Source organism: Specibacter cremeus (assembly GCF_003946885.1).
Taxonomy (GTDB): Bacteria; Actinomycetota; Actinomycetes; order Actinomycetales; family Micrococcaceae; genus Specibacter; species Specibacter cremeus.
Genome location: NZ_RWKQ01000005.1, coordinates 96,987 through 123,863, shown reverse-complemented (window position 1 = coordinate 123,863; position 26,877 = coordinate 96,987). Strand labels below are relative to the sequence as shown.

The following is a 26,877-nucleotide window of genomic DNA, read 5'->3' as shown; positions in this document are numbered from 1 at the left end:
GCGACAGTCATGAAGCGAGCTCGAATCAGTCCTNCGTCCGCGACCGGCTCAACTCCGGGCATACACCGAGCGAGCCTGAGCTAACCGGATACGCACTAGACCAGTTATCCGCCGTCCACCCCGCGCAATGTCGAGGGCGGGGTCAAGGCACGCAGCGTCCGGGGCGCCATCGGCACGAGCTGGTGGTCGGGGCGGTTCATCGACGTACTGGAGGGCGTCGGCGGGAGGCTGCAGCGCGGCCGCAACTACGCCCGGCGCGGGCAGGTAATCTCCCTTGACATCGATGCCGGCACCGTCACCGCAAGCGTCCAGGGGTCGCGGCCAAAGCCGTACCGCGTGCGGATCGGCATCACCGCGTTTGGCAAGGCCGAGTGGGCGGCCGTGGAGGAGGCGCTCGCCGGCAACGCCTGGTACGTTGCCACGCTGCTGGCGGGGGAAATGCCCGCCGACATTGAGGACGTCTTCACCGCCGTCGGGCTGTCCCTGTTCCCCCGCAGCGCTGGCGAGCTGAGTCTGGACTGCTCCTGCCCCGACTGGGAAGTGCCGTGCAAGCACCTGGCGGCGGTGTTCTACCTGCTGGCCGAGCAGTTCGACGAGGATCCCTTCCGGATCCTCGCCTGGCGCGGACGCGAACGCGAAGAGCTGCTGGGCCGGATGCACTCGGCAGACACCGGCGGCCCGGACGAGAAAAGCACGGGCGCGCCCCTCACGGAAGTGCTCGATGCCTTCTTTGTCCCGCCTGTTCCCGTTCCCCGGCGGCGCACCCATGCGGTCGGGGGACTGTTGGTGGACCAGGCCCCACCGGTGGAGGTCACCGTCCGCTCGCGGCCGCTCGCCGAAGTGCTGCGGCCTGCGTATGAGGCGATGAGGGCAACCGAAGAGCGCGGTTGAGCAGCGCCCAACGCCTGTCGCGGCGGCAACGGTGCGGGCTTTATCACCGGCGTGAGCCGCGTGCCGTCGCCGGGCTTCAGTCGGACGCGCCGGCGGCGTCCTCAAGCTCGGCATGCCGCGGGCTGTCCGGGTTCATGAGCGAGTGCTTGCGCCCGTACGTGAAGTAGATGACCAGCCCGATCGCCAGCCACACGACGAAGCGGGCCTTCGTCTCCCACGACAGCTGCCAGATCAGGAAGAGCGAGAATAGCACCCCGACGGCGGGGACCACGGGCATGAACGGCAGCCGGAAGGTGCGCGGTGTATCAGGCTTCGTGTAGCGGAACACGATGACGGCAATGCACACGACGACGAAGGCGGCCAGGATGCCGATATTGGTCAGGTCGGCCACGAGCCGTATCGGGAAGATGCCGGCCAGGAATGCCGACCCGAGTCCGGCGATCCACGTCACCCGCCGTGGCGTGCCGCGGTGGTCGACCTTCGAGAACCACTTGGGCAGCAGCCCGTCGCGGCTCATCGAGAACCACACGCGGCTCACCCCGAGCAGGAACGTGAGCATGACCGTGAGGATGGACAGCACGGCGAACACGGAGATGATGCTGGCGATGACCGGCAGCCCGACGCCGGTGAATGCGGAGGCGAACCCGGCCGCCGGGTCGATGTCCTTGTAGTTCTGCATGCCCGTGAGCACCAGCGTCGCCGCGACGTAGAGCAGCATCGCGATGACCAGCGAGAGCACGATCGCCTTGGGCATGTGTTTCTTGCCGTCCTTGGCCTCCTCGGCCGCGGTGCTCATCGCGTCGTATCCGAACACGGCGAAGAACACCGTCGCCGCGCCGGTGAACACGGGGCCGAAGCCGCTGGGCATGAACGGGGTGTAGTTGTGCGTGTTGATGAAGAAGATGCCCAGCCCGACGATGAATAGGATGAGCACGATCTTCAAGGCGACGGCCGCCAGTTCGAACCGGCCCAGCGCCTTCGTGCCGCGGCTGAGGATCCACGTGACCAGCAGGCAGACGAGGATGGCCGGCAGGTTGATCACGCCGCCGCTGTCGGCCGTGGCCGAGATGGCGGTCGGCAGATGCACGCCGAACCCGCCCAGGAACGCGTCGACGTAGCCGGAGATGCCGATCGCCACGACGGCCACGATGGCGATGTACTCCAGCAACAGGTCCCAGCCGATGAACCAGCCGATCAGCTCGCCCAGGGCCACGTATCCGTATGTGTACGCCGACCCCGCGCGCGGGATCATGCCGGCGAATTCGGCGTACGACAGGGCCGCGGCGGCGGAGGCGAGCCCGGCGATCAGGAACGAGATGAGCACGGCCGGCCCGACGCCGGGATTGTTGGCGTCGCCGTGGGCGACGAGTCCGGCCAGCGTGAAGATGCCGACGCCGATGATGCCGCCGACGCCGATCGCCGTCAGCTGCCACAGGCCCAAGCTCTTGAACAGTCCGCTGTGCTTGCTCTCGATCTCCATCTCGGCCATCGGCTTGCGGCGCCAGACGGATTGGATGTTCGTGGAATCGGCCATCGGTTGGGTCCCCTGGGTGGAGTGGATATGTGCCTTACCCAGTGTGACCCCAACCACCAATTATGAGAAGTGACTGATTCTAATGTTCATTGATAAGTTCTGCTGTCGGATTGGGTTGGGGGAACCCTCCGGTTCCGGATCGGCCACCCACGGATGCATGATGGAACCAATCGGCAATCGACGGGAATCAGGGCCATGGGCAACGAACTGGTGTTGGTGACGGGCGGGTCGGGCTTTCTTGGCGGCCATTGCATCGCGAAGCTCCTGGGTGACGGCTACCGGGTGCGCACCACGGTCCGCTCCGTCGACCGCGAGCGCGACGTGCGCGCCCTGCTGCAGACGGCCGGCGTCGAGCCCGGCGATGCGCTCACCTTCGCCGCCGCGGACCTGGTGTCCGACGACGGCTGGCCGGCCGCCGTCGACGGCGTCACCTTTGTCCTTCACACGGCCTCGCCCTTCCCTCCAACCATGCCCAAGGACGAGAACGAGCTCATCGTCCCCGCCCGCGACGGGGCACTGCGCGTACTGCGCACCGCCCGCGACGCCGGCGTCAAGCGTGTTGTCCTGACATCCTCCTTCGCCGCGGTCGGCTACGGCGGCCCGGTCCCGGACCGGCCGTACACGGAGGAGGACTGGACCGACCCGCACGCCGGGGTGAGCGCCTACGTGAAGTCCAAGACGCTGGCCGAACGCGCCGCCTGGGACTTCGTCGCCCGCGAGGGCGGCGGGCTGGAACTGGCCGTCGTCAACCCGGTCGGGATCTTCGGGCCGGTGCTGGGGCCCAAACTGTCCAGCTCCGTCGAGATCGTCCAACGGCTGATGTCGGGAAAAGTTCCGGGCCTGCCCAAGGTGTCCACGGGCGTGGTGGACGTGCGGGACGTCGCCGACCTGCACGTCCTGGCCATGACGAATCCCGCGGCCGCCGGCGAACGATTCATCGCGGCCGCCGGCGAGTCCATGAGCCTGCCCGACATGGCCCGGGTGCTCCGCGACCGCCTGGGCGACGCGGCCGCACGGGTGCCCACCCGCGTCCTGCCCGACGTCCTGGTGCGCCTGGCCGCGCTGTTCAACAAGTCACTTCTCCAAGAGGTGGTGCCCCGCCTCGGCAGGGCCAAGCAGATCAGCAACGACAAGGCGCGGCGCGTCCTCGGCTGGACGCCCCGGTCCAACGAGGACGCCCTCGTCGCGACGGGGGAGAGCCTCGTCAGGCTTGGCCTGGTGCAACCCCATGCCACATAGTCCGGGGCCCATGATCACGGGCGACCCGGACGCCGCCGCGGCCGTTGTCGACTGGCGGTGCCGGACCTTCGCCCTCTACGACCAGGTCCGCGAACTCAGCGGCACCGACGTCCGCGCGGCCCACGACCTCTGGCGGACGCAACGTGACGCCCTGTTCCGCGACCACCCGGCGTCCGCCCTGAGCCAGGCGAAGAAGGAGCGGTTCACCGGGCTGCCGATCGCCGCTTACGACCCGGGGTACCGGTTCGAGTGCGCGCTCGACGGCCACGGCGCCGGCGAGGGGATGACGGTGGAGACGGGGACCGACGGGGCCGTGTCGTTCACCCGCCTTGGCACGGTCGCACTGCCGGGGTTGGGGCGACTGGCCGTGTGGCAACTGCGCGGCTACGGCGGCGGGCTCTTCGTCCCGTTCCGGGACGCCACCGCCGCAAAACCGGACGGCAGCTACGGCGGCGGGCGCTACCTGCTGGACACGATCAAGGGCGCATACCTGGGCCGGCGCGGCGAGCGGTTCATCCTGGATTTCAACTTCGCCTACAACCCGTCCTGCGCCTACGACGAGGCCTGGGCCTGCCCGCTGCCGGGCCCCGGCAACCGGCTCGCGGCGAGCATTCCCGTCGGTGAGTTGTACGCACCGCACCTTGCCGCTTGAGGCGGGCGCCGTCGTCGTCCGTTATTCCTGGATGACGCTCAACACGTTGCCGGCCGGGTCCTTGAACCAGGCGATCAGCGGACCGCCACCGCGGAAGACCCCGGTCGCGTCGGTCTCCATCGGAGTGCCCGCGTAGTGTTCAAACGCGACGCCACGCTGGCCGAGCGCCTCGACGGCCGCGTCGATGTCCGGGACCGGGAAATTGAGGATCGTGAACGTGGCGGGCTGGTGGCCGTCACCCTTGGGGTAGACGATCACCGTGCCGCCGCCGGCCAGATGCAGGGTGAGCATGCCGTTGGCCTCCGTCACCTCCAGCCCCAGCGTCCCGCCATAGAATTCCTTCGCCGTGGCCGTGTCGTCGACCGAGAAGCCGCTAAATGCCTTGGTGCTGCCGAACATGGTGCCTCCGTCTGGGTGGGTGAAGCTATTGCCGATAGTTCTCGACCTGGCTGGCCGGCCGGACCTGCGCCTCATCCGGGTTCTCGCCGGCGTCGATCTTGCCCTGCCGTTGTCGCAGCAGATCCCAGCATTGATCCAGCTGGATCTGCAGCCCCTCCAGTTCCTGGCGCCGGGTCGCGGGGTCCTGTGCCGGGGCCGTCGAGGCGCGCAGCGCCTGCTCTCTCGCAACCAGCGCCCGGATCTCGTCCTGAATGTTCCTTGCGTCCACGATTGCCACCTACGACTTCATCACCGATGTTGGAAGTTGCGATGCTTCCAAGGCTAGTCACGTTGGGGTCGGCGGGGTAGTGGCGGCCTGGCCTTCTTCGGCGGCGGTATGATCATGCCACGGCCGCGCCCCACTCATCTCATATAATGCGGCATCCGTGCGGCCGTTGCGTCGATTGCCTGCCGCCGTCGGATCGCCCCACAGGAGGGTCACATGCCGATTTACCAGACCGCGAATTACCAGGTGAATGCCGCCGCCGTCGAGAGGGTTCTCGGCGCGATCCGGGAGTTTGTCCAGTACGTGCGGGAGAACGAGCCGGGCACGCTCTTCTACGCCGCCTGGCAGGAGCACGACGACCCCACAAGGTTCGTGCACCTGTTCACGTTCGCGGACGAGGCCGCACACGCCGCCCACGGCCAATCGGAGGCCGTCCGGCGGTTCGAAGCCGTGTACTCGCCGGAGTTGGTGGGCGGGCCCGTGGTGTTCACCGACTACGACCACGTGGCCACGAACACGAGCGAGCCGTGACCTCTCGAGACTGATCGCCCACCTGGACTTCCCCAACCTCGCCGGCCTCGCGGGCGACGGCGTGACCTTCCGTACAGTCGTCGGCCGTCGGATGCGGCCCTTGCGGAGCAGGGCAGGCCACATACGATTAATACGTACGCAATGACGTACGTATGGAGGACGAAGCCATGGCCATTACCGCAACGGCGGCGCGCAGGGACCTGCATCGTCTCATCGAGAGGGTCAATCTCGATCGCGGCGACATCGAGATCACGTCCAAGAGCGGCTCGGTTTTTCTCGTATCGGCCCACGAATACAACGCCCTTCGGGACGCCGCCCACCTGCTGCGATCGCCCGCCAACGCGGCCCGCCTGGCCGCGTCGGCCCAGCAGGTGCGGGACGGCCGCACCGCACGCCATGAACTCGGCCAGACGGACGACGAGACAGCGTGACGCTCGCCTCGGCTTCACCGACGAGGGATGGGACGACTACCAATACTGGGGTGTAACCGACAGGGTGGTACTCAAGCGCGTGAACAAGCTGATCGAGGACGCGCGCCGCAATGCCACCGCCGGACTCGGCAAGCCGGAGCAACTCAGACCGAACCCTGCATGTCAGACCGACCGTTCGGGCAGATTCGCAGCGTTCGGGCTGACTCGGCAAACGGGGCGCCTTGCGGGGCGGGCATTCGCCGCACGGTTACGGCGAATTTCCACCCGCCGCCCCTCACGAGCCGGCGTGGTGCGTCAGGTGGGCGCCCAGCTGGGACATCGGGTGGATGCCGTCGAGGAAGTGGGCGGGCGAGATGCGCCGGATGGCAATGTCGTGGCCGTGCCAGGCGGGTACCGTGCTGACCTCCACCCCCGAATGGCGGGACGCCCTGAACGCAAACCAGGCCAGCGGGCGCCGCTTCCCCTTGGTATAGACACGGTGCGGCACGCGGGTCAGTCCGTCGGTCGTGAATCCCGCGGCGGCCACCACGCTTGGCAGCAGCACGTGGGTCGCCTGGGCGTAGCCGAGGGCCGACGGATGCAGGTGGTCCGTGGAGAACATCGCGTCGCGGTGCCGGCGGAAGACGGGCCCCACCAGGTCGACCAGGGACACCGTGCGCCCACCGTTGCGCAGCGTCACAATCGTCTGGCCGGTGGCGAGCATCCGGCTCAGCCAGTGCGCGCAGAACCGCAGCGGCTGCAGGAACGGGGCCACGGTGCCCATGTCCGGGCACGATGCCACCACCACCTGGCTGCCCCGTCGGCGCAGGGCCCGCACCGTCTCGGCCAGGGACTTCAGGGCCCCGTTGATGCTGCGCAGGTGCATGACATCGTTGCCACCGACAATGACGACGGCGACGTGCGGACGCAATCCGCGCTCGTCGATGGCCGCAACCTGCAGCGGCAGGTCCTGGGACGTTGCGCCGATGACCGCGACATTGTGCAGCCGCACCGGCCGGCCCGATGATGCGGCCAGGCCATCGGCGAGCATGTAGCCCACGGAGCCCTCGGGCGAATCGGCGCCGAAACCGACCGCCAGGGAATCCCCAAGCAGCACCAGCTCCAACGGATCACCCGCATTGCCGTCCCCGAACAGCCCCGCCGCCGGCACGGTGTCGATCGGGCCCCGCGGCAGCAGCCGCTCAAACGCCCACAGTGCCTCCAGCAGGGTCAGGACCCCAACCCCCGTGGCGGCACCCAGGGCGACCCCGGCGACGGCTCCGGCGCGCCGCAGCACCGGAACCAAGGGGGAGGCCCCCAGGGAACCCGGGGCCGGGCGGGTGCCGGAGGGCCGCACGCGGCGTGCACCCGGGCGGGCAGAGGGAGCCAGGGGCCGGCCGCTGCCATCCATGTCCATGGCTTCTCCTCCGTGGCGATCGCCACAACCAACGCACTGTCCCTTTCCAGAGTACGCGCCGGCATCCGGCCGCGGTGGCCGCCGTTGGAGGAACCGGCCGGCCTAGCGGAAACGTATCAGGCGCCTGACCGTTTCCGGGACCACGTCCTCGACGGGCGGCAGGGGGAGTGTAGGGCGGTCGATCCGCAGCGTGGCGATGCCGTGCAGCGCCGGCCACAGCAGCCCGGCCAGATAGGCCGGGTTCGCGTCGGCGCTCGCCGCCCCATCCCGCTGGCATCGGCCGATCGCCTGGACCAGGCCCGCATAGGCGGAGCCGTCCCCGGCGTCCTCTGGGTCCGCGCCCCAGGCGTTCAGCGCGGGCGCCAGCGTCCCGCCGAACATCAGGCGGTACAGGCCCGGGTTGTCGGCGGCGAACCGGACGTACGCGACGCTGCCGGCAATCAGTGCCTCGGCGGCCGTGCCGGCGCCGGCCACTGCCGCCTGTCGAAGCCTGCCGAATTCGGCCAGTCCCCGCCGCGCCACCGCCAGCTTGAGCTGGTCCAGGTCCGTGAAGTGGAGGTAGACGGACGTTGCCGCCACGCCGGCGCGGGCGCCGACCTGGCGGATTGACAGGGTGGACGCGTCACCGGACTCGGCGATCAGCGCCCCGGCCGCGTCGATGAGTTCCTCGCGCAGCCGCCGCCCCTGGCCGCGCGCGTTCCTGCGCCGGGCCGGCGCCTCGCCGGCCGCCTCGGTTGTCACAGCACCCGTCCTTCCCCTGGCAACGTCCAAACCTCTTGACAAGCATAACACTACGAGCGTAAACCTACGCATGTAGTGTCAGTGGTGGGGGAGGGAATCGGAGAACCCCATGAGCAGTCCAGTGAACCAAACCCCGGTGAATCAATCAGGGCCCCTCGGCGCCGGCTTCACGCCGTGGTTCGGCGTCGAGCCCAATTTGAGGGCACACCGGACCCTGCTGTGGCTCGGTCTGGTGGTCTCGGTCGTTTTCAACGCCGCGATCCTCGTCGACGGGGCCCTGCGCCCCGGCTACGACTGGCTCAGGCAGCCCATGAGCGCGCTCAGTCTGGGCCCGGGCGGCTGGCTGCAGGTCACCGGGTTCATCGTGTTCGGCGTCTTCCAATGCGTCACCGCCGCCGCGTGGCGGGCCAGTCTGGTCGGCGGGTTCGGCGTCACCGCGATGCCCGTCCTGAAGATCCTGAGCGGGCTGACGCTGATCGGCGCCGGCGTGTTCACCCAGGACCCCGCGCTCGGCTACCCGCTCGGCGTTCCGGCGCCCGCAGCCCCGTCACTGCACGCCGTGATCCACCAGGGCGTGTCCTATGTCAGCCTGAGTGCCGCGGTCGCCACGCTGGTCGTCCTCGCCATCCGGTTCGCCCGCGAGCCGGGCTGGCGCCGGTGGGCGCCGTGGGCGGTGCTCGCCGCCGTCGCCATGATGGCCTCGCTGGCCACGTTCGGCGCGCTGATCGGGCACGGCGGCGACGGTGGCATCTTCGAGAAGCTCGCGTCCTGGATCCCCACGCTCTACGGACTGGCCATCGTCGTGCGCCTGTTGGCCGGCGACGCCCGGATCGGCGCCCACACGTGAATGTGGGGCGGGTCTCGACGAGCTCGACCACCGGTGGTCGAGCTCGTCGAGACCCGCCCCAGTTGGGACGGTTCAGGCGGGAACGGAGGCCGACGACGCAACCGGGGCGCCGGCGTCGTGCGTGCCTGCCTCGATGGCGGAGGCGAGCGCGCGCACCCGGTTGCGCGAGGGCAGCCACAGTGCGACGGCGGTGGCGACCACCAGCACCGCGGCACCGACGTAGACGGCCGGGACGGCGGCGTGGACATACCCGGTCGGCGTCAGCCGCCCGCCGGCGCCCGTGAACACGGCCGTCAGGACGGCCACGCCCAGGGCCACGCCCACCTCGCGCAGGGTGGCGTTCGTGCCGGACGCCTTGGCGTGGTCGTCCTGGTGCATGTTGGCCAGCACGGCCGTCGACATGGGCGCGAACACCAGGCCCATGCCGATCCCGGCCGCGATGAACCCGGGCACCAGGACCACGTAGGGTTCGGCCGCGGACAGTGTGGCCGCCAGCCAGAACATGGCCGCCGTGAGCAGCGCCAGGCCGGTGATCATGAGCGTGCGCGTGCCCAGCCGCGGGGCCAGCAGGCCGGCCAGTGGCGCCACGAACATGGGGGCGAGCGTCCACGGCATGGTCATGACGCCGGCCTGCAGCGGGCTGTGGCCCTGCACGATCTGCAGGAACTGGATCAGGATGAACACCGCGCCGAAGATGCCGAAGCTGAACGTGAGCCCGATGATGTTCGCCACGGTGAAGCTGCGGTCGCGGAACAGGCGCAGCGGCAGCAGCGGGGCGGCGGTCCGCGCCTCCCAGGCGACGAACGCGACCAGCAGCGCGCCGCCGCCGACCAGCGAGGCCAGCACCTGCGCGCTGGACCAGCCGGCGTCGTTGCCGCGCACGATCCCGAACACCAGGCCCAGCAGGCCCAGGCCGGAGAGCAGCAGGCCGACGACGTCGGCGCGGACGCGGGCACCGAAGCTGTTTGGCAGCCCCCGCAGCACGAGCGGGACGGAGACGATGCCGACCGGCACGTTCAGCCAGAAGATGGCCTGCCAGTTCCAGCCCTCCACGACGGCCCCGCCGATCAGTGGGCCCAGCGCGACGCCCAGGCCGGACACGCCTCCCCAGATGCCGATGGCCAGCGGGCGCAGCGTCGTGCTGACGGAACCGGCCAGCAGGGTCAGCGACAACGGCATCAGCGCGGCCGAGCCCACGCCCTGGAAGGCGCGGGCGGTGATGAGCTGGGTGGGGTCGGTGCTCAGCGCGGACGCGGCCGACGCCAGCGTGAAGATGGCCAGGCCGGCGAGGAACACGCGGCGGCGGCCGAACCTGTCGCCCAGTCCCACGGCCAACAGCATGAACGTGGCGAAGCTGAGCGAGTAGGCGTTGACCACCCACTGCAGTTGTTCGACGCTGGCGCCCAGTTTCTCGTGGATGACCGGCAGCGCGTTGGTGACAACCAGGTTGTCCAGGGTGGCCATGAAGACCGGAAGCGAGGCGGCCGCGATGGCCAGCCAGACGGGGGTGGGACGTTTCATGATCGTGTTCGACTTCCGGGGATAGGAGGTAATTGGATGATTACTTAATGGACCAATGTAGTAATCGACTGATAACATGTCAAGGGTGGTGAAGAAATCAGCCGAAAGTCCTGCCGCGACCCGCATCCCCGCCGCGGAGCGCCGCGAACTCATCCTCCAGGCCGCGACGGCCGTGTTTGCCGAGCGCGGCTACGCGGGCGCCACCACGGACCAGGTCGCCAGGGCGGCCAACATCAGCCAGCCGTACGTGGTGCGCCTGTTCGGCACCAAGGAGACCCTGTTCGTCGAGGCCATGGACCGGGCGCTCGGCAAGCTGGACGAGAGCTTCCGGCGCGTCATCGCCGCCTACGACGCCGGGGCGCTTGCCGACCAGGTGGCCCTGCTCGATCCCGCGCTGGGCAGCCGCAGACAGGACCGGCTCAGGCAGCTCATGGCCGTCGCCTACGCCGACCTGATCGAGGACCGCGGCATCCTCATGATGCTCATGCAGTCGTTCGTGACCGGCCACGAACCGGTCATCGGGCCGCGCGCCCGGGACGGGTTCCTGGCCCTGTACCGGCTGATCCGCGACGAGGCGGGGTTGGACGCGGACGCGGCCCGCGACTTCCTGGCCCAGGGCATGCTGATGAACACGCTGATCAGCCTGCGCCTGCCCGAGGTCTACGACGAGGAGCCGACCGCCACGGAACTGCTCGAATGCACGCTGCGGACCAAGCTGCCGCTCGTGCTCAACGCCAGCCGGGCGCACCGCCGGGTGGGCTGACCCGGCCCCTTGTGCGCTCCCCGGGCGGGTGTGAAGGTAGTGGTAGGCGGCGATGAGCCGGCCGACCCGCGAGCGAAGGGGCTTACACCATGGCTGCGCCAGCACAGGCAACGTCCATCACCGACCACCCCATGTGGATCGGCGGTAAACCGGTCCCGTCCGTCAACGGAGCGTGGCACGACGTCCTCACCCCGGCCCACCGCGAGACGGTGATTGCCCGCGTTCCCGCGGCCAACGGGGACGACGTCGACCGGGCCGTGCTTGCCGCCCGCGCCGCCTTCCCGGCCTGGCGCGCCCTCCACTTCTCCGCCCGCGCGAACGCCCTGCTGGCCATCGCCGACGAGATCCAGGACCGCGCCGAGGAGTTCTCCCACCTGACCGCCTTGGACACCGGCAACGCGCTGCGCACCCAGGCCCGCCCCGAGACGGCCGCCCTGATCGGCATGTTCCGCTACTTCGCCGGTGCCGCCGCCGAGGTCAAGGGAGTCACGCTGCCCGCCGGCGACGACCAGCTGCAGTACTCGCGGCGTGAACCGCTCGGCGTCGTCGGCGCCATCCTGCCATGGAACTCGCCGCTGCTCATCGCCGCGTTCAAGATCCCCGCCGCGCTCGCGGCCGGCAACACGGTGATCGTCAAGGGGGCCGCCGACGCCCCGCTGACCATCCTGCTGCTCGCCGAGGTGTGCAATCGTCACCTGCCGACCGGCGTCGTCAACGCCCTCACCGGCAGCGGCGCCGTCGTCGGCAACGCCCTGGCCACCCACCCCGGCGTCGACAAGATCTCCTTCACCGGCTCCACCGAGGTCGGCCGGCACGTCGGCGCGCAGGCGGGCGGCCGGCTCGCGCACATGTCGCTGGAACTCGGCGGCAAGAGCCCGTCCATCGTGTTCCCCGACGCCGTCGACAACGAGCTCATCGACGGCCTGCTGCTGGCCTCCCGCTTCACCCGGCAGGGCCAAAGCTGCACGGCCGGCTCGCGCCTGTTCCTGCACGAGGATGTGTACGACGACGTGCTGGCGCGGCTGGGCACGCGGCTCGCCGCCCTGACGGTGGGCGACCCGTTGGAGGAGGCGACCGACATGGGCGCGGTCATCAACGCCGGCCAGCACGCGAAGATCACCGGCTACCTCGACGAGGGGCGGGCCACCGCCGGCATGGACGCGGTGATCGGCGGGGAGGCCCCGGCCGGCGGGCCGTTGACCGAGGGCTACTACCACGTGCCCACGATCTTCGCCGGGGCGCGCAACGAGTTCCGGCTGGCCCGCGAGGAGATCTTCGGCCCCGTCCTGGTGGCCATCCCGTGGCGTGACGCCGACGACGCCGTCCGGATGGCCAACGACACCAGCTACGGGCTGGCCGCCTACGTGTGGAGCCACAACCTGGACAACGCCCTGGGCGTCGCGCACCGGCTGGAGGCCGGCTGGGTGCAGGTCAACCAGGGCGGCGGCCAGGTCGCCGGCCAGTCCTACGGCGGATACAAGCAAAGCGGGCTGGGCCGGGAGGTGTCGCTCGAGGGCATGCTGGAGGGGTTCACGCAGATCAAGCAGATCAACGTCAAGCTGCGTCCGCCGGCATGCTGAGGGTGAAACGCGACGGACCCGTCGCCACGATCGTGCTCGACAACCCGGGCATGCGCAACGCCATCACCGCCGACATGTGGCGGCGCTTCCCGTTCCTGCTCACGGAACTGGCCGCCGACGACGACGTGCTGGTCCTCGTGGTCCGCGGCGCCTCCGGGAACTTTTCCGCCGGCGCCGACATCGCGGACCTGGCCCGCATCCTGCACGACCCCGCCACCGGCCGGCGTGACGGTGGCGACGTCACGGCGGCGGAGGAGGCGCTGGCCACGTTCCCGAAACCGACCGTCGCGGCCATCGAGGGTTATTGCGTGGGCGGCGGCTGGCAGATCGCCGGCGCCTGCGACATCCGGCTCGCGTCCGGCACCGCCGTCGTCGGCATCACGCCGGCGAACCTGGGCATCGTCTACCCGCTCTCCGGCATCCGCCGGCTGGTCGGGCTCGTCGGGCCGGCCGCCGCCAAGTACCTGCTGTTCAGTGCCGAGCTGCTCACGGCCGACGACGCGTCCCGGCTCGGCCTGCTGACGAGCGTCGAGCCCGTGGAGACCTTCGAGACCGCCGTGAGCGCGCTTGCCGGCCGGCTCGCGTCCCGGTCGCAGTTCTCCGCCCGCGCGCACAAGGACCTGATCGACGCCATTGCGGACGGCGCCACGGATGTGGCCGAACGCAGCGCCTACTGGCAGCACGAGATGGAGGTCGGCCCCGACGCCGAAATCGGTGTCGGGGCGTTCCTGGCCAAGGCCGAGCCCGCGTTCACGTGGCGGCGCCCGGTCGAGGAGTGACCGGCCTACCCCTGCCGGCGGACCGCCTCCTCCGTGAGCGTGCCGCGGGCCAGCCTGAACTTGCGGTCCGCCTGGCCGGCCAGCGCGTGGTCGTGGGTGACGACCAGGATCGTCGTCTTCTTCTCGTGCGAGAGCCGGCGCAGCAGGGCGATGATCAGCTCGCCCGTCTCGTCGTCGAGGTTGCCGGTGGGCTCGTCGGCCAGGATCAGTTTCGGCTCGTTGGCCAGCGCCCGGGCGATCGCGACGCGCTGCTGCATGCCGCCGGAGAGCCGGTTCGCCAGGCGCCCGTGCATCTCCTCGGTCAGCTCCACCTGCTCCAGCAACGCCCCGGCCCGCTTGCTGCGCTCGGCGTGCGACACGCCGGCGAACTCCATCGGCAGCATGACGTTCTCCTTGGCCGACAGGTTGGGGATCAGGTTGTACTGCTGGAACACGAACCCGATGTCGTCACGCCGGTAGGCCGTCAGCTTCGAATCCGGCAGTGCCGAGATGTTCACCCCGTCGACGATCACCTCGCCGCTCGTGGCCTTGTCCAGGGCCCCGAGCAGCGACAACAGCGTGCTCTTGCCGCTGCCGCTCTTGCCCAGGATGGCGGCGAACGTGCCCTGCTCCACGCTGAACGTGATGCCATTGACCGGCTTGATGGTCCGTTCCCCGGAATTGAACTTCTTCACAATGTTGGTGACTGTCAGCATGGCTTACTCTCCTCGCAGCACTTCGATGGGGCGGACCTTCGCGGTCAGCAGGGCGGGGACCAGCGCGCCGATGGCCGCGATCGCCAGGATGCCGACGGCACCGATCACCAGCGTCTGCCAGCCGACCGAGGTGCTGATGGTGCCGATGAGCTGGTTGGCGCCGGAGAACACGCCCCGCCCGCCGAAGCCGCCGCCACCGAAGCCGCCCACGGCATTCGCGGCCCCCTGCCGCGGCCGGCCGGCCGCGTTGGACGTCGTGTTGCTCGCGACGAGGGCGCTGACGATCGGGTTGGAGCTGAACGCGGCCACGATGGAGCCGACCACCGTGCCCAGGGCGACCAGCACCAGGGCCTCGATGACGAATTGCAGCCCGATGGTGCGGTTGCCGGCGCCGATGGCCTTCAGCACGCCGATCTCGCGGCGGCGCTCACGGACCACCATGATCATGATCAGCAGCACGATCAGCCCGGCGGTGACGAGCGAGGCGATGAACGCGATCAGCGAGATGTTCTGCACGCTGCCCAGCGATGTGACGGCCGACTGCAGGTTCGTCGACCCCGCCGTGACGTCCACCGTCGAGGAACCCAGCGCGTCGGTCAGGGCCGTCTGCGTGGTCGAGACGTTGTCGATGCTGTCCACCACCACGCTGATGCTGCTCAGCTGCCCGGCCTGGTCCGTGAGCGTCTGGGTGGCCGCCAGCGGCAGGTAGATGGCGTTGTTGTCGAACGCCGTGCCGGCATCGAAAATGCCGGTGACCTTCATGGTGCGGTCCTGGACGGTGAACGTCGAACCGACTTTCAACCCGTTCTTCGTCGCCAGGGTGGACCCGACCAGCGCCTGGGTGGACGTGCCGGCGAAGTCACTGAACCCCGAGCCGCTGGTGATGTTGAAGGCCGTGCCGGACGCCGTCAGTGAGCCGGTGATGCCGGTCGCCTGGATGGGGAGGCTGAACGACGGCGTCGCCGCGGTACCGCCCGATGCGCCGGCGCTGTTGTTGCGCGCACCGAGCACCCCGGGCGCCACCGCGGACTGCAGGCTGGTGGTGCCGGCGGTGCCGAAGCGCCCGGCGCGTCCGGAATCGTTGGAGGACCCCGACGAACCCGTGGTGGTGCCGTTGTTCGTGGCCAGCCGGACGGCCAGCAGTCCCTGGGCGGCGGCGACGTGCGGCACCGCCGCCGCCTTGGTGAGCTGCGCCGTCGTCAGCGGCGTGCCGCCGCCGAAACCGCCGCGCGCGCCGGCCGGGTTGATGGTCAGGTTGTTGCCGATCGACGCCTTGAGCGAATCGACCTTCGAGGCGACCGCCTGGTTGGCCACGAGCATGGCCAGGGCCAGCCCGATCGCCACGGCCAGGATCACGATCACCGCGCCGCTGCGCACCTTGTTGCGAAACGCGTTGCCCACGCTTCGTGAAACGACTCCCATAGGAACTCCAACGTCTGTGGGCTGCCCGTGCGGCAGCTCCGGAAGCCATCGTGCTGCGCCGGTCAATGCGAGGGCTTGGCGCCGGCTGGACGCGGACTGTGAAGCCGCCGGGTGGCCGGGAACACCCGGCGGCTCCGGGCATCCACGCGGCGCTCACCGGTAGACTGGGGGCACCGAGCACGCCAACCATGTTTTGAGGGTCTCTTGCCAGAATTCACCGCCCGATTCGCCACGCCGGCCGAGATTTCCAGCTGGGACGAGCTGGTCACCGCGAACCCCAACGGGGGAAATCTGCTGCAGTCCGAGGCGTTCGCCGCCGTCAAGAAGAACTACGGCTGGACGCCGCGGCACCTGGCGTTCGACGGGCCCGGCTACACGAGCTACAACCTGGCCCTGGAGAAGTCGTTCCCGGTCCTGGGCCGGCTGTGGTACCTGATCAAGGGCCCCGATGTGGCGGACGTGGCCGACATCCCGGCCATGATGGGCGCCCTGCGGGTGTTCCTCCGGGCGGCCCGGCAGAACGTGTTCGCCGTCAAGGTCGAACCGGACATCGTCGATTCGGAGCACGCCCGCACGGTGCTCGCCGGCGCCGGCCTGGTCAAGGTCGCCGACCTGCAGCCCAATGACCACACGGCCCTGCTGGACATCTCCCCGGAACCCAACGAGCTGCTGCGCACCCTGCACTCGCGCGGCCGCAATGCCGTCCGCCGGGCCACCCGCGAGGGTGTCGAGGTGCACCGCCTGGCCCCCGACGAGTCCGTCATGCGGGCCATGTACGACCTCATGGTGGGCACCATCGCCGCGAAGTCCACGAACCAGGTGCGCGAATACGCCTACTACCGGCAATTCTGGACGGAATTCGCCAACCGCGGCCAGGGCCGCTTCTACTTCGTGCACGAGGACGGCGTCCCCTCCGTCGGCGCGTACGTGGTCAACTACGGGGCGAAGGCCACATACAAGGACGGCGGCTCGCTGCAGCAGCGCAGCCAGTACGGCGACTCCCACCTGGTCCAATGGGCGGCCATCACGGACATGAAGGAGCTCGGCGCGCTCGAGTACGACTTCTGCGGGACGCCGCCGGCGGCCCGGCTGAAGGACCCCACCCACCCGTTCCATGGGCTGGGCCTGTTCAAGACCAGCTTTTCGAAGTCCGTCACCGACTTTGTTGGCTGCTACGACCTGGTCATCAGCCCGCCGCGGTACAAGGCCTGGACCGCCGCCGCCGAGCGGGTGTTCCGGCAGCTGTACACCCGCCGCACCGGCCAGCAGTTCTACTAGCAACAGGTGCGACGATGACGCGACCCACCCGCCGTCGTCGTCCGCGTCCCTCACGATCGAAGGGCCCGCATGAGTGAAGAACCGCCGCGCCGGCCGCCGCACGCCGGCCCAATCCCGGTGGTGCCGCCGGCCGGGCCGATCCCCGTCCTGCCGCCGCCGGGCCCGCGGCCCAACACGTGGGCGGCGCGCAATGTGCTGCGCCGGCTCGTGCAGGGGGAGGCCCCGCCCACGGCGCCCATGAACATCGTCGAGCGGCTGGCCGGCAGCCCCTACGCGAACCCCACGATCCAGGTGGGCAAGGCGGAGGAGTCGGCGCGCAAGACCATTGACTTCGCGCTGCGCCTGGCCGAGACGATGTTCCGGTACGGTGCCGGGGCGATGGAGGTGGAGACGAGCATCATCGCCGTCACGGCGGCGCTGGGCCTGCGCAACATCGAGGTCGACATCACCAACCAGTCGGTCGTCATCAACTACGCGCGCAAGGACACGACGCCGGTCACGTTGTTGCGGGTCGTCCGGTCGTGGACGAACAACTATGACGGGCTCGTCCAGGTGCACGAACTGGTCACCGACATCGTCTCCGGCGGCGTGACCCGGGACGACGCGTACAAGCGCCTGGACGCGGTCATCCGCAGCCCGAAACCGTTTCCGCGGTGGATGGTGGCGTTGGCCGAGGCCGTGTTCGCCGCCGCCGTGGTCGGGGTGATCGGCGGATCCTGGGTGGGCGTGCTGGTGTCCTTCCCGACCATCCTGCTGGTCGGCCTGATCGCCCGCACCTTGGGGCGCTGGCGGGTGCCGGACTTCTTCGTCACCGCCATCAGCTCGTTCACGGTCACCATGGTGGCCGTGGCCTGTTATGTGCTCGAGGTGCCGTTGAGCCCGTCCGCCGTGGTGGCCGGCGGCATCCTGTTGCTGTTGCCGACCGGCCGGCTGGTCTCCGCCGTGCAGGACGCCATCAACGGGTTCCCGGTCACCGCGGCCGGCCGGTTCCTGTCCGCGTTCCTGTCCTTCGGGGCCATCGTCTCCGGCATCGCGGTGGCCATCGTGATCGCGGCCGCGTTCGGGAAGAGCCGGCTGGACGTGGCCGAACCACTCGTCGGCGCCCACCCGCTGTATGTGCTGCTGCCGCTGGTCGCCGTGGCCACGATCGCCATCTGCGTCGCGGAGCAGACGGCCGTGCGGCTGCTGGTACCCACGCTGGTGACGGCCCTGGCCGGGTACCTGGCGTACTACTTTGCCCTGCAGCTGGGGTTGGGCGGACGGTTCGCGCCGGCCGTCGCCGCCGTCGTCGTCGGTGTCCTGGCCAGGGTCATCGCGCTGCGCCTGGGCGCGCCGCAACTGGTGGTGGCGGTGCCGTCGATCATCTTCCTGCTCGTCGGCCTGTCCATCTTCCGGGCCATGTTCACCATCACGCTCACGCCCGCCGCGACGGCCGCGGGAACGGTGGACCTGGTCAATGCGTTGATCGTGATCCTGGCCGTCGCGGCCGGCGTCGTGTTCGGCGATAACGTGGCCCGGCCGCTGACGCGCGGCAACGGCCGGCTGGACCGCCGCGCCAACCGGCGACGCTGATACGCATCGAATGATCGATACATCGGGGTGTGGGTCTCGACACCCCGATGTATCGAACACTGGATCTCCATGCGGCCGCGAACGGCCTTGGCCGATCACCGATTCCGGTGGTCGGGCCTGACCTTATGCGGTTACAGCTTCGCGCACTGGCCGGTCTTGGCTCCCGTCACGGCGTTCGGTGCGCCGCCGGAGTCACCCACCTGGGGTGCCGGTGCATTGCGGGTGCAGACCAGGTTGCCGTGGATGGTGTTGGTCACGACCTCCATCGAATCGTCGCTGGCGGTGTTGTTGTGCGCCAGGACGGTGCTGCCGTGCTGGACGTTGCGGATGTAGCCGAGCCAGCAACCCTGCCAGCCGGTGATGACGACGTTTCCGTCAATGGTGTTGTCCTTCACGGGGAAGTTCAACGCTCCGGGCCGTTCCTCACAGCCGGCCGGGTCGGCGCCCGTGACGGGCACGCCGCCGCCGATCGAGACCAGGTTGCCGTGAATGGTGACGGCGTCGATGAACATGGTCCGCGCCCAGGCGGCGACGATGTTTCCGTCGACCTGGTCATGGGAGACGCCGGTGCAGAAGACCGGACCGCCCGGGAACGGCGGCATGGTCATGGACTCGGAGCAGCCGAGGCCGAGCGTGGCGCCCCTCTTGACCAGGACGTTGCCGGTGACCCGGACGGTCGAGGCCGAGATGGCGTTCAGCATGGCGCCGGGAGTGACGGTCACCGGGCCGTTGACGGTGACGTGCGCGCCGTCCGGGATGCTACAGGCTCCCGTGACGGTGAGGCTGGCGTAGGTGCCCGAGGCGATGCTGCCCCCGGAACAGGTGCTGTGCGCGGCGGGGGCGGCATTGGCCAGGCCCGCCGTGAAGATCATTGCCGACAACGTGAAAAGGATGGCCAAAAAAGTACGGAGAGACTTCATCTCTCCTCCTCAGGATTGGGATGATGCAACGGTATTCCGCGCGCCGGCCTGCAACTGCAAGCGGGCGGCAAGGGACCCGGACAGCCAAAGAAGGGCGCCCGGAATGCGCGACCGGGGCCGCGAGCTTTGCAGTGGGGTATGTGGTTTGTGCGCAACCATGTGCGTGACTTCCCGGGATCGTGAGACCACGGTCACAGACATTCCAGTGTAGGCCCGCGGAAACCGGGCGATCAATAGTTTTGGACGCACGAATGTGACATGAATCACGCACCCGGAGTGTTACAGGATCTTCCCGATGGGCTGCTTCTTCTCGGCCTGGAACGAATCCTCGGTGCGACCATACGCCCAGTAACCGGACAACGACACCTGGGAGCGCTCCAGCCCGCGCTGCTTGAAGAACACGTCCCGCAGCGCTTTCATGCTTTCACGCTCGCCGTGCGCAAACACGTGCACGCGCCCCGCAAGCCACGGTCCCGCGGTGACGGCGTCGGCCAGCGCCGACCCCGTGCCCGCCGGGGCCCCGCGCCGCAGCACCCAATGCAGCTCCAGCCCGGCGGGGGCCTGGATGGGTTGCACGTCGGCGTCGGAGTCGACCTCCAGGTAGGCGTGGCCGACGGCGGTGGCCGGCAGGGATTCGATGGCGGCGGCGACCGCAGGGAGGGCCGAATCATCCCCGGCCAGCAGGTGCCAGTCCGCAGCGGGGTCTGGACGGTAGGCCCCGCCAGGTCCCGTGATGATCATCGTGTCGCCGGGGACGGCGTTCGCGGCCCACGGTCCGGCCAGGCCGGCATCGCCGTGCACGACGAAGTCGACGGCCAGTTCGCCGGCGGCCGGGTCGAACCGGCGAATCGTGTAGGTGCGTGTCGCGGGCCACCGGTCGCGCGGGAGCTCGGCGCGCACTGCGGCGAGGTCGATCGGTTCGGCCAGGCCGGCGGCCGGGTCGACGAAGTGGATCTTCACATACATGTCCGTGAAGCCCTTGGGCTCGAACGCGGACAAGCCGGGGCCGCCGGCCACGACGCGCACCATGTGCGGTCCCAGGCGTTCGGTCCGCAGCACCGTCAGGTTGGCCTGTGGGCGTTTCTTGGCGGCAGGGGCGGTGTGATCCGCGGAAGTGGGGGCGGGGGAAGAACTCACGGCGGACTCCTTTGGCGTGCCGGACGGCGCACGGACGACGGCGCCCGGGTTAGGGCACCCTTCGAAACTCTAGTGGGTTGGCAGCGCCCAGTCGATCGGGGCGGCCCCCTGGGCGGCGAGTAGCTCGTTGACCCGGCTGAACGGGCGGGAACCGAAAAAACCGCGGGACGCCGACAACGGGCTGGGATGGGCCGAGGAGATCACGGCCGTCCCGTCCAGCAGCGGCGCCACCGCCTGCGCGTCCTTGCCCCACAGCACACTCACGAGCGGCAGGCCGCGCCCGGCCACCGCACGGATCGCCGCCTCCGTCACCTCCTCCCACCCGCGCCGGCGATGTGACCCGGTGGCACCCGGCGTCACCGTCAACACCCGGTTGAGCAGCAGCACGCCCTGCCCGGCCCAGGCGGTCAGGTCGCCGTGGGGGGCGGGGGCGACGCCCACATCGGCCTGCAATTCCTGGTAGATGTTGACCAGGCTGCGCGGCAACGGCCGGGTGCGGCGGTCCACCGAGAACGCCAGCCCGACGGCATGCCCGGGCGTCGGATACGGGTCCTGACCGACGATGAGCACCCGCACCGCCGACAGTGGCGTCGAGAACGCGCGCAGCACGTTGGCGGGCGCGGGCAGGGAGGGGGTACCGGCGTCGTACTCGCGGCGCACCATGGCGCCCAGGGCGCGCAGCCGGTCAGCGACCGGAGCCAGTGCCGCGGCCCAGTCGGGCGACACGAGCGACAACGGATCGGTGGCCAGGGCGGCCAACGCCGCGACGTCGGCCGGATCGGGCGGGGACGGCGCCGGGTCGAACAGGGTGGGGTTCAAGGGGGTGGACTCCATCCGGCCATTGTCCCAGCCGCGGTCACCGCGCTCGTGAATGACAGCCCTGTGAGTCGCACATATCATGGATGGAAGAGTGTGTCGGAACCGTTGTGGAGGGAGAGTGCGCATGAGCGACCATGCGGCCGACGCGACGCCCTCCCATGCCCCGGTTGAGCCCACGACGCCGGCCGGCGGCCTGAGCGAGCGCGACGCGCAAATGCTGGACCTCGAACGCCAATGGTGGAAGTACGCCGGCGCCAAAGACCAGGCCATCCGCGACCTGTTCGGCATGTCCGCCACGCACTACTACCAGATCCTGAACGTGCTCATTGACACCGAGGCCGCCCTGGCGCATGACCCCATGCTGGTCAAGCGATTGCGTAGACTACGTACGTCGCGCCAAAAGGCCCGGACGGCTCGCCGCCTCGGCAACTGACGCGCGCCCCCGCCAGACACCTACAAGGACCCAGCCGCACTATGACTAACTACCCTCGGGACGAATTCGACAAGGTACCGGAAGATTCGTCGCGCCACGGGGTGCACCGCAGCGGTCTGGGCGCCGAACACCGGAGCCTGTGGCCCATCGTCGTGTTCGGCGTGGCGGCCCTGTGCATCGGCCTGCTCGCATTCCTCGTCCTGCCGCGGCTTGGGCTGGGGGAGAAGGTCGTCAGCGCGGCCAGCTCCGCGCACACGACGACGGCCCCCGCCCACCGGGCGACGCCCACCACGAGCGCCGCCCCCACCACGACGACGGCGGCACCGACGACGACGGCGCCGTCCCCGCAGCCCACGCCGACGCCCACGCCCGACCGGACCGTACCGGTCGCGGTCTTCAACGCCACCGGCATCTCCGGCCTGGCCGCCAAGTATGCGGCCGTCATCACCGCCGACGGCTGGACGGTGTCCCAGTCGGCGAACTGGGCCGGGGCGCCGCAGACGGCGTCGGTCATCTTCTACAACGGGGCGGGCCAATTGGTGAATGCCAGGCAGCTGGCCAAGGTCACGGGCATCCCCACGCTGGTCGACACGGCGGAACTGGGGATCCCTCTGGCGGTCGTGCTGGGGCCCGGCGCGCAATAGCGCCACCCTCCACGCCACCACGCAAGACGCCGTTGGCGGGCACCCGGAAATGGGGCCCGCCAACGGCGTCTCGTTTCTGCTTGCTAGTCGCGCAGCGGAATGCCCTTGGCGTCCTTGCGGAAGTTCTCGCTGCCGGTCAGGATCAGGATGCCCTCGATGATCCCCCAGATCGCCGAGGCCCAGGACAGGAACCCCAGCGACAGCACGGTGATCAGCAGCTGGGCGATCGCCTTGCCGGTGAAGCCCAGATAGAAGTTGTGGATGCCGAGGGAGCCCAGGAAGATGCCCAACAGGCCGGCGGCGATCTTGGACTTCTGCTCCACGCCGGCATACGGGGCGTAGCCGGGCTGGCCATAGCCCTGTGGGTAGCCGGGCTGTCCGTAGCCCTGTGGGTAACCGGGCGGGGCATACCCCTGCTGCGGGTAGCCGGGCGGGGCGTAGCCGGCCGGCGGCTGCTGGTATCCGGCCGTGGCTTCCCAGGGCTGGTTCACGTCACCGGACGGAGGCGCCGGATACGCGTACGGCTGTGCATCGGGGCCCGGCGGGACGGCCGGCGCGTCGAAGGCGGGGGCCTCGGGCGTCGGGGCGGCTTCGAAGGCGGGAGACTCAGGGACGGGCGGCGGATCCGCGGCCGGATTTTCCGGCGCGGCGTCCCCGGCCGGGTTGCGCAGAGTGAGATCCGCGTCCGGCTGCTGCTCCGGCTCGTCGGCTCCGGCCGGTTGGGCGGCGTTCGGGGTGTCACTCATGATGGCTCCTTGCTGCCTCTGTCTGGGCTCGCTCTGTCTGGGTTCGCCCTGTCTGGTTCGCTTGATCCGGCACCTGGCCCACGAGTACCGTCCCAGCCTGACATGCAAGGGGCGGCCGTGACGGCGTCGTTTGGTTTCCACGCTAGTCCGTCGCGCAGACAATCGGAAGGATCGTGCCGAGTCCGTGGCGCCGGCCGTGTCGGGACGGCGTTCGGGCGCGTTCGCCCGGGGCGAGGAAAGGCCCGCGCGCTTGCACTCTCGGGTGTCGAGTGCTAATTATGGAGTTAGCACTCTGAGGTGGCGACTGCCAGAATTGGTGAGATCGCCGCCGTCGGAGGTCACTTAAGTTCCTCCTTGTGGTGAGGCCAGCCCGGCAGTCGTACAGAGATCGCCTGCCGGTTGTCCGTCCGTCGCGGGCACCATGGGCGCAGGAGCGAAGTCCGTAAGACTGTCCCGAAAGGATTGACGCCTCCATGGCCAAGATCATTGCATTCGATGAAGAGGCACGCCGCGGCCTCGAGCGCGGGTTGAACATCCTCGCCGACGCCGTCAAGGTCACCCTCGGCCCGCGCGGCCGCAACGTGGTCCTCGAAAAGAAGTGGGGCGCCCCCACGATCACCAACGACGGCGTGTCCATCGCCAAGGAGATCGAGCTGGACGACCCGTTCGAGAAGATCGGCGCCGAGCTGGTCAAGGAAGTCGCCAAGAAGACCGACGACATCGCCGGTGACGGCACCACCACCGCCACCGTGCTGGCCCAGGCCCTGGTCAAGGAAGGCCTGCGCAACGTTGCCGCCGGCGCCGACCCGCTCATGCTCAAGCGCGGCATCGAGAAGGCCGTCGAGGCCGTCACCACCGAACTGGTCGCCTCCGCCAAGGAAATCGAGACGAAGGAAGAGATCGCCGCCACCGCGTCGATCTCCGCCGGCGACACCGAGATCGGCAACCTGATCGCCGAGGCCCTCGACAAGGTCGGCAAGGAAGGCGTCATCACGGTCGAGGAGTCCAACACCTTCGGCCTGGAGCTGGAACTCACCGAAGGCATGCGCTTCGACAAGGGTTACATCTCCGCCTACTTCGTCACCGACAACGAGCGCCAGGAAACCGTCCTCGAGGACGCATACATCCTGATCGTCAACTCGAAGATCTCCAGCGTCAAGGACCTGGTCGCCGTCCTCGAGAAGGTCATGCAGTCGAACAAGCCGCTGCTGATCATCGCCGAAGACGTCGAGGGCGAGGCCCTGGCCACGCTGATCCTGAACAAGATCCGCGGCCTGTTCAAGTCCGTCGCCGTCAAGGCCCCGGGCTTCGGCGACCGCCGCAAGGCGCAGCTGGCCGACATCGCCATCCTCACGGGCGGCCAGGTCATCTCCGAGGAACTCGGCCTGAAGCTGGAGACCACGGGCATCGAGCAGCTCGGCAAGGCCCGCAAGATCGTCGTCACCAAGGACGAGACCACCATCGTCGAGGGTGCCGGCGACGCCGAGCAGATCGCCGGCCGTGTGACCCAGATCCGCGCCGAGATCGAGAACTCCGATTCCGACTACGACCGCGAGAAGCTGCAGGAACGCCTGGCCAAGCTGGCCGGCGGTGTCGCAGTCATCAAGGCCGGCGCCGCGACGGAGGTTGAGCTCAAGGAGCGCAAGCACCGCATCGAGGACGCCGTCCGCAACGCCAAGGCAGCGGTTGAGGAAGGCATCGTCCCCGGCGGCGGCGTGGCCCTCATCCAGGCCGGCGTCAAGGCCTTCGCGAACCTCGACCTCACCGGCGACGAGGCCACCGGCGCCAACATCGTCAAGGTCGCCATCGACGCCCCGCTGAAGCAGATCGCGTTCAACGCCGGCTTCGAGCCCGGCGTCGTGGTGGACAAGGTCCGCGGCCTGCCCGTGGGCTTCGGCCTCAACGCCGCCACCGGCGAGTACGAGGACCTGCTGGACGCCGGCATCAACGACCCGGTCAAGGTGACCCGTTCCGCACTGCAGAACGCGGCCTCCATCGCCGGGCTGTTCCTCACCACCGAGGCCGTCATCGCGGACAAGCCCGAGAAGGCAGCCCCGGCCGGTGGCGACGACATGGGTGGCATGGGCGGCATGGGCGGCTTCTAGTCCCCAGGCGCTCCCTGGCCTCGTGCCTCGGCCAGGGGCCCTCGCGCCTGTGGGCCCACCCAGCGGCTCCCACGCGCCAGCGGAATGCTCGACGGCGGCTCTCACCTTGGGTGGGGGCCGCCGTCGGCCGTTTAAGGCGCGCGGCCCCGTGGCGGAAACGCCGCCGGACGTGAGGGAGCGCTGGTGTCCGTGCGGTCTGAAAGGATTGGGCCATGACGATTGTTGCTGCCGCCGATGGTTCGGCATTGGGAAACCCGGGACCCGCAGGCTGGGCCTGGTACGTGGACGACACCTGCTGGCGCGCCGGCGGCTGGCCGCACGGGACGAACAACCAGGGCGAGCTGATGGCCGTGCTGGACCTGTTCAATGCCACGGCCCACCTGCCGGACGAACCGTTGCGGATCCTGTGCGACAGCCAATACGTCATCAACTGCGTGACGAAATGGATGCCGGGGTGGAAGCGCAAGGGCTGGCGCAAGGCCGACGGCAAGGCGGTCCTGAACCAGGACCTGCTCAAGCAGATCGATGACGCGCTGGTCGGCCGCAAGTACACCTTCGAGTGGATCAAGGGCCACGCGGGCCACGACCTGAACGAGGCCGCCGACGATCGCGCCCGGGACGCCGCCCTGGCCTACCAGGCCGGCCGGACCCCGGTCACCGGGCCGGGCTTCCGCGGGCCGGCAGCGGCCGGCGCGGCGACCGGCCATGCCGTCGGCGCGAGGCACGCGGCCGGCGCGGCCCCGGTGGCCGCCATGCCGGAACCCGCGCGGGATCCCCGTGACGACCAGCCGGACCTCTTCACCGTGTTCGAGGACGACGTGTTCGAGGACGACGCCCCCGACCCGGCCTTCGGCGAACCGGCCCCGACCACATCACCGGACGCCGTACTCGACGCCGTCATCGCCTTGGAACGGGAACTCCTGACCCCCGACACCCGGGCCGATGCCGGACGCCTCGCCTTCCTGCTGCACCCGGAATTCGAGGAGATCGGTGCGTCCGGGCGGCTGTGGGATCGTGACGACATGATCGCCGCACTGGTCGAAGGCGGCTCCGGCCAGGCGAACATGGACCTGATGGGCGCCGCCATGCTGGACGATGCGACGGCGCTGCTGACGTACCGCAGCTTCGACCGTCGCGGCACCGCCCTGCGCAGCTCGCTATGGCGCCGTGACGGGACCCAGTGGCGGCTGCGCTTCCACCAGGGCACGCCCGAGCGCTAACCGCAATGCCGTTCGGTTAAGGGTCTGGTGTTCGTTTCAAGATCTTCGCGGCGAGTGTCGCCGGGTAGGTGCGGCGGTCGGGTGTGCGTTCCTTGGCTCGGTACTTGGAGATGGCGCGTTTGATCACCCGGGGTCGGGTGCGTATCCGGCGGGCGGGCAGGGGTTCGGCGAGAACCGCTGCCCCGATGCGCCCGATCAGGTCGACCACGGCCCCGGTGAGGATCCCGCGGGCCTGGATCACCAGGTCGCGGGCGGTCCGCAGCGCAATGCTGAAGGACAGCCGGTCGGGATCGATGTCGGGGTGCTGCAGTGTCGTG

The 26,877-nt window shown here is 69.5% G+C and carries 27 protein-coding genes and 2 pseudogenes; 16 read left to right on the top strand and 13 right to left on the bottom strand.

What is annotated here, in order from left to right; translation table 11 throughout:
- Positions 1-336 precede the first annotated feature (336 nt).
- Entirely contained in the window at positions 337-891 is a 555-nt protein-coding gene (locus EJC77_RS03190) for an SWIM zinc finger family protein (RefSeq protein WP_240629710.1), read from the top strand.
- A gap of 76 nt (positions 892-967) precedes the next feature.
- Here the strand turns inward: EJC77_RS03190 and EJC77_RS03185 are convergent, their stop codons facing one another.
- Entirely contained in the window at positions 968-2,425 is a 1,458-nt protein-coding gene (locus EJC77_RS03185) for an amino acid permease (RefSeq protein WP_125610127.1), read from the bottom strand.
- A gap of 195 nt (positions 2,426-2,620) precedes the next feature.
- Here EJC77_RS03185 and EJC77_RS03180 point away from each other — a divergent pair, with 195 nt between their 5' ends.
- Entirely contained in the window at positions 2,621-3,664 is a 1,044-nt protein-coding gene (locus tag EJC77_RS03180) for an SDR family oxidoreductase (protein WP_125610126.1), read from the top strand.
- 10 nt (positions 3,665-3,674) lie between these two features.
- Positions 3,675-4,316: a DUF1684 domain-containing protein gene (locus EJC77_RS03175; RefSeq protein WP_240629708.1), complete on the top strand. Its 642-nt coding sequence runs from the start codon at positions 3,675-3,677 to the stop codon at positions 4,314-4,316.
- A gap of 21 nt (positions 4,317-4,337) precedes the next feature.
- Here the strand turns inward: EJC77_RS03175 and EJC77_RS03170 are convergent, their stop codons facing one another.
- Together EJC77_RS03170 and EJC77_RS03165 are read right to left on the bottom strand one after the other, a co-directional pair.
- Positions 4,338-4,715: a VOC family protein gene (locus EJC77_RS03170; RefSeq protein ID WP_125610124.1), complete on the bottom strand. Its 378-nt coding sequence runs from the start codon at positions 4,713-4,715 to the stop codon at positions 4,338-4,340.
- A 25-nt stretch (positions 4,716-4,740) separates the two neighbouring features.
- Positions 4,741-4,983 carry a DUF2630 family protein gene (locus EJC77_RS03165; protein ID WP_125610123.1) on the bottom strand — a complete coding sequence of 81 codons (243 nt, stop codon included), beginning with the start codon at positions 4,981-4,983 and terminating at the stop codon, positions 4,741-4,743.
- 213 nt (positions 4,984-5,196) lie between these two features.
- Here EJC77_RS03165 and EJC77_RS03160 point away from each other — a divergent pair, with 213 nt between their 5' ends.
- The 3 genes and pseudogenes from EJC77_RS03160 to EJC77_RS03150 all read left to right on the top strand — a co-directional run.
- Positions 5,197-5,511, top strand: coding sequence for a putative quinol monooxygenase (locus tag EJC77_RS03160; RefSeq protein ID WP_125610122.1), 315 nt, complete (start codon positions 5,197-5,199; stop codon positions 5,509-5,511).
- Positions 5,512-5,663: 152 nt separating this feature from the next.
- Positions 5,664-5,942: a type II toxin-antitoxin system Phd/YefM family antitoxin gene (locus tag EJC77_RS03155; protein WP_240629706.1), complete on the top strand. Its 279-nt coding sequence runs from the start codon at positions 5,664-5,666 to the stop codon at positions 5,940-5,942.
- Positions 5,908-6,084: pseudogene (locus EJC77_RS03150) on the top strand (type II toxin-antitoxin system YoeB family toxin); the annotation flags it as partial. The gene EJC77_RS03155 and the pseudogene EJC77_RS03150, both read left to right, overlap by 35 nt.
- A gap of 132 nt (positions 6,085-6,216) precedes the next feature.
- On the opposite strand, the gene EJC77_RS03145 reads toward EJC77_RS03150, so the two are convergent.
- Together EJC77_RS03145 and EJC77_RS03140 are read right to left on the bottom strand one after the other, a co-directional pair.
- On the bottom strand, positions 6,217-7,338 hold the full coding sequence (locus EJC77_RS03145) for an SGNH/GDSL hydrolase family protein (RefSeq protein ID WP_125610121.1): 1,122 nt from the start codon (positions 7,336-7,338) through the stop codon (positions 6,217-6,219).
- A gap of 102 nt (positions 7,339-7,440) precedes the next feature.
- Positions 7,441-8,079 (bottom strand): TetR/AcrR family transcriptional regulator, encoded by a 639-nt coding sequence (locus tag EJC77_RS03140; RefSeq protein ID WP_164520302.1) that lies wholly within the window; start codon positions 8,077-8,079, stop codon positions 7,441-7,443.
- Between the two features lie 109 nt (positions 8,080-8,188).
- On the opposite strand from EJC77_RS03140, the gene EJC77_RS03135 reads away from it, so the two are divergent.
- Positions 8,189-8,926 (top strand): DUF998 domain-containing protein, encoded by a 738-nt coding sequence (locus EJC77_RS03135; protein WP_125610119.1) that lies wholly within the window; start codon positions 8,189-8,191, stop codon positions 8,924-8,926.
- 72 nt (positions 8,927-8,998) lie between these two features.
- Here the strand turns inward: EJC77_RS03135 and EJC77_RS03130 are convergent, their stop codons facing one another.
- On the bottom strand, positions 8,999-10,447 hold the full coding sequence (locus EJC77_RS03130; protein ID WP_125610118.1) for an MFS transporter: 1,449 nt from the start codon (positions 10,445-10,447) through the stop codon (positions 8,999-9,001).
- Positions 10,448-10,532: 85 nt separating this feature from the next.
- Here EJC77_RS03130 and EJC77_RS03125 point away from each other — a divergent pair, with 85 nt between their 5' ends.
- The 3 genes from EJC77_RS03125 (at position 10,533) to EJC77_RS03115 (ending at position 13,569) form a co-directional block, all read left to right on the top strand.
- On the top strand, positions 10,533-11,210 hold the full coding sequence (locus tag EJC77_RS03125) for a TetR/AcrR family transcriptional regulator (protein WP_164520301.1): 678 nt from the start codon (positions 10,533-10,535) through the stop codon (positions 11,208-11,210).
- An 89-nt stretch (positions 11,211-11,299) separates the two neighbouring features.
- A complete protein-coding gene (locus EJC77_RS03120; protein WP_125610116.1) occupies positions 11,300-12,790 on the top strand; it encodes an aldehyde dehydrogenase family protein in 1,491 nt (496 codons plus the stop codon).
- Entirely contained in the window at positions 12,784-13,569 is a 786-nt protein-coding gene (locus EJC77_RS03115; protein ID WP_125610115.1) for an enoyl-CoA hydratase/isomerase family protein, read from the top strand. Before EJC77_RS03120 ends, EJC77_RS03115 begins: the two co-directional genes overlap by 7 nt.
- Positions 13,570-13,574: 5 nt before the next feature.
- Here EJC77_RS03115 and EJC77_RS03110 read toward each other — a convergent pair whose 3' ends face one another.
- Positions 13,575-14,264 carry an ABC transporter ATP-binding protein gene (locus EJC77_RS03110; RefSeq protein ID WP_125610114.1) on the bottom strand — a complete coding sequence of 230 codons (690 nt, stop codon included), beginning with the start codon at positions 14,262-14,264 and terminating at the stop codon, positions 13,575-13,577.
- 3 nt (positions 14,265-14,267) lie between these two features.
- On the bottom strand, positions 14,268-15,686 hold the full coding sequence (locus EJC77_RS03105; protein ID WP_125610113.1) for an ABC transporter permease: 1,419 nt from the start codon (positions 15,684-15,686) through the stop codon (positions 14,268-14,270).
- Between the two features lie 204 nt (positions 15,687-15,890).
- On the opposite strand from EJC77_RS03105, the gene EJC77_RS03100 reads away from it, so the two are divergent.
- Together EJC77_RS03100 and EJC77_RS03095 are read left to right on the top strand one after the other, a co-directional pair.
- Positions 15,891-16,964 (top strand): lipid II:glycine glycyltransferase FemX, encoded by a 1,074-nt coding sequence (locus tag EJC77_RS03100; protein ID WP_125610112.1) that lies wholly within the window; start codon positions 15,891-15,893, stop codon positions 16,962-16,964.
- 69 nt (positions 16,965-17,033) lie between these two features.
- Positions 17,034-18,536, top strand: a complete 1,503-nt coding sequence (locus EJC77_RS03095; RefSeq protein WP_125610111.1) for a threonine/serine exporter family protein — start codon at positions 17,034-17,036, stop codon at positions 18,534-18,536.
- Between the two features lie 131 nt (positions 18,537-18,667).
- Here the strand turns inward: EJC77_RS03095 and EJC77_RS03090 are convergent, their stop codons facing one another.
- The 3 genes from EJC77_RS03090 to EJC77_RS03080 all read right to left on the bottom strand — a co-directional run bounded on the left by EJC77_RS03090 (position 18,668) and on the right by EJC77_RS03080 (position 21,427).
- A complete protein-coding gene (locus tag EJC77_RS03090; protein ID WP_125610110.1) occupies positions 18,668-19,456 on the bottom strand; it encodes a hypothetical protein in 789 nt (262 codons plus the stop codon).
- Between the two features lie 279 nt (positions 19,457-19,735).
- Positions 19,736-20,593, bottom strand: coding sequence for a siderophore-interacting protein (locus EJC77_RS03085; protein ID WP_125610109.1), 858 nt, complete (start codon positions 20,591-20,593; stop codon positions 19,736-19,738).
- A 69-nt stretch (positions 20,594-20,662) separates the two neighbouring features.
- The gene (locus tag EJC77_RS03080; RefSeq protein ID WP_125610108.1) at positions 20,663-21,427 is read right to left on the bottom strand and encodes a uracil-DNA glycosylase; all 765 of its coding nucleotides are present in this window, start codon (positions 21,425-21,427) and stop codon (positions 20,663-20,665) included.
- Between the two features lie 109 nt (positions 21,428-21,536).
- Between EJC77_RS03080 and EJC77_RS03075 the strand changes: the two genes are divergently transcribed.
- Positions 21,537-21,845 (top strand): DUF3263 domain-containing protein, encoded by a 309-nt coding sequence (locus tag EJC77_RS03075; RefSeq protein WP_125610107.1) that lies wholly within the window; start codon positions 21,537-21,539, stop codon positions 21,843-21,845.
- Between the two features lie 41 nt (positions 21,846-21,886).
- The gene (locus EJC77_RS03070) at positions 21,887-22,489 is read left to right on the top strand and encodes a LytR C-terminal domain-containing protein (RefSeq protein WP_125610106.1); all 603 of its coding nucleotides are present in this window, start codon (positions 21,887-21,889) and stop codon (positions 22,487-22,489) included.
- A gap of 83 nt (positions 22,490-22,572) precedes the next feature.
- Here EJC77_RS03070 and EJC77_RS20905 read toward each other — a convergent pair whose 3' ends face one another.
- Complete coding sequence (locus tag EJC77_RS20905) at positions 22,573-23,235, bottom strand: TM2 domain-containing protein (RefSeq protein WP_125610105.1); 663 nt, start codon at positions 23,233-23,235, stop codon at positions 22,573-22,575.
- Between the two features lie 473 nt (positions 23,236-23,708).
- Between EJC77_RS20905 and groL the strand changes: the two genes are divergently transcribed.
- Positions 23,709-25,340 (top strand): chaperonin GroEL, encoded by a 1,632-nt coding sequence (gene groL / locus EJC77_RS03060; RefSeq protein ID WP_125610104.1) that lies wholly within the window; start codon positions 23,709-23,711, stop codon positions 25,338-25,340.
- 212 nt (positions 25,341-25,552) lie between these two features.
- Complete coding sequence (locus tag EJC77_RS03055; protein ID WP_125610103.1) at positions 25,553-26,560, top strand: ribonuclease HI family protein; 1,008 nt, start codon at positions 25,553-25,555, stop codon at positions 26,558-26,560.
- Positions 26,561-26,576: 16 nt separating this feature from the next.
- Here the strand turns inward: EJC77_RS03055 and EJC77_RS20280 are convergent.
- A pseudogene (locus EJC77_RS20280) lies at positions 26,577-26,877 on the bottom strand (hypothetical protein); the annotation flags it as partial.

Bases quoted from the DNA above. Each gene is read 5' to 3' on its own strand.
- EJC77_RS03185 (WP_125610127.1), bottom strand. From the start codon at position 2,425: ATGGCCGATTCCACGAACATCCAATCCGTCTGGCGCCGCAAGCCGATG.
- EJC77_RS03145 (WP_125610121.1), bottom strand. From the start codon at position 7,338: ATGGACATGGATGGCAGCGGCCGGCCCCTGGCTCCCTCTGCCCGCCCG.
- EJC77_RS03070 (WP_125610106.1), top strand. From the start codon at position 21,887: ATGACTAACTACCCTCGGGACGAATTCGACAAGGTACCGGAAGATTCG.
- EJC77_RS03155 (WP_240629706.1), top strand. From the start codon at position 5,664: ATGGAGGACGAAGCCATGGCCATTACCGCAACGGCGGCGCGCAGGGAC.
- EJC77_RS03080 (WP_125610108.1), bottom strand. From the start codon at position 21,427: ATGGAGTCCACCCCCTTGAACCCCACCCTGTTCGACCCGGCGCCGTCC.
- EJC77_RS03170 (WP_125610124.1), bottom strand. From the start codon at position 4,715: ATGTTCGGCAGCACCAAGGCATTTAGCGGCTTCTCGGTCGACGACACG.
- EJC77_RS03180 (WP_125610126.1), top strand. From the start codon at position 2,621: ATGGGCAACGAACTGGTGTTGGTGACGGGCGGGTCGGGCTTTCTTGGC.
- EJC77_RS20905 (WP_125610105.1), bottom strand. From the start codon at position 23,235: ATGAGTGACACCCCGAACGCCGCCCAACCGGCCGGAGCCGACGAGCCG.
- EJC77_RS03075 (WP_125610107.1), top strand. From the start codon at position 21,537: ATGAGCGACCATGCGGCCGACGCGACGCCCTCCCATGCCCCGGTTGAG.
- groL (WP_125610104.1), top strand. From the start codon at position 23,709: ATGGCCAAGATCATTGCATTCGATGAAGAGGCACGCCGCGGCCTCGAG.
- EJC77_RS03090 (WP_125610110.1), bottom strand. From the start codon at position 19,456: ATGAAGTCTCTCCGTACTTTTTTGGCCATCCTTTTCACGTTGTCGGCA.
- EJC77_RS03055 (WP_125610103.1), top strand. From the start codon at position 25,553: ATGACGATTGTTGCTGCCGCCGATGGTTCGGCATTGGGAAACCCGGGA.
- EJC77_RS03175 (WP_240629708.1), top strand. From the start codon at position 3,675: ATGATCACGGGCGACCCGGACGCCGCCGCGGCCGTTGTCGACTGGCGG.
- EJC77_RS03095 (WP_125610111.1), top strand. From the start codon at position 17,034: ATGAGTGAAGAACCGCCGCGCCGGCCGCCGCACGCCGGCCCAATCCCG.
- EJC77_RS03120 (WP_125610116.1), top strand. From the start codon at position 11,300: ATGGCTGCGCCAGCACAGGCAACGTCCATCACCGACCACCCCATGTGG.
- EJC77_RS03130 (WP_125610118.1), bottom strand. From the start codon at position 10,447: ATGAAACGTCCCACCCCCGTCTGGCTGGCCATCGCGGCCGCCTCGCTT.
- EJC77_RS03105 (WP_125610113.1), bottom strand. From the start codon at position 15,686: ATGGGAGTCGTTTCACGAAGCGTGGGCAACGCGTTTCGCAACAAGGTG.
- EJC77_RS03110 (WP_125610114.1), bottom strand. From the start codon at position 14,264: ATGCTGACAGTCACCAACATTGTGAAGAAGTTCAATTCCGGGGAACGG.
- EJC77_RS03135 (WP_125610119.1), top strand. From the start codon at position 8,189: ATGAGCAGTCCAGTGAACCAAACCCCGGTGAATCAATCAGGGCCCCTC.
- EJC77_RS03160 (WP_125610122.1), top strand. From the start codon at position 5,197: ATGCCGATTTACCAGACCGCGAATTACCAGGTGAATGCCGCCGCCGTC.
- EJC77_RS03115 (WP_125610115.1), top strand. From the start codon at position 12,784: ATGCTGAGGGTGAAACGCGACGGACCCGTCGCCACGATCGTGCTCGAC.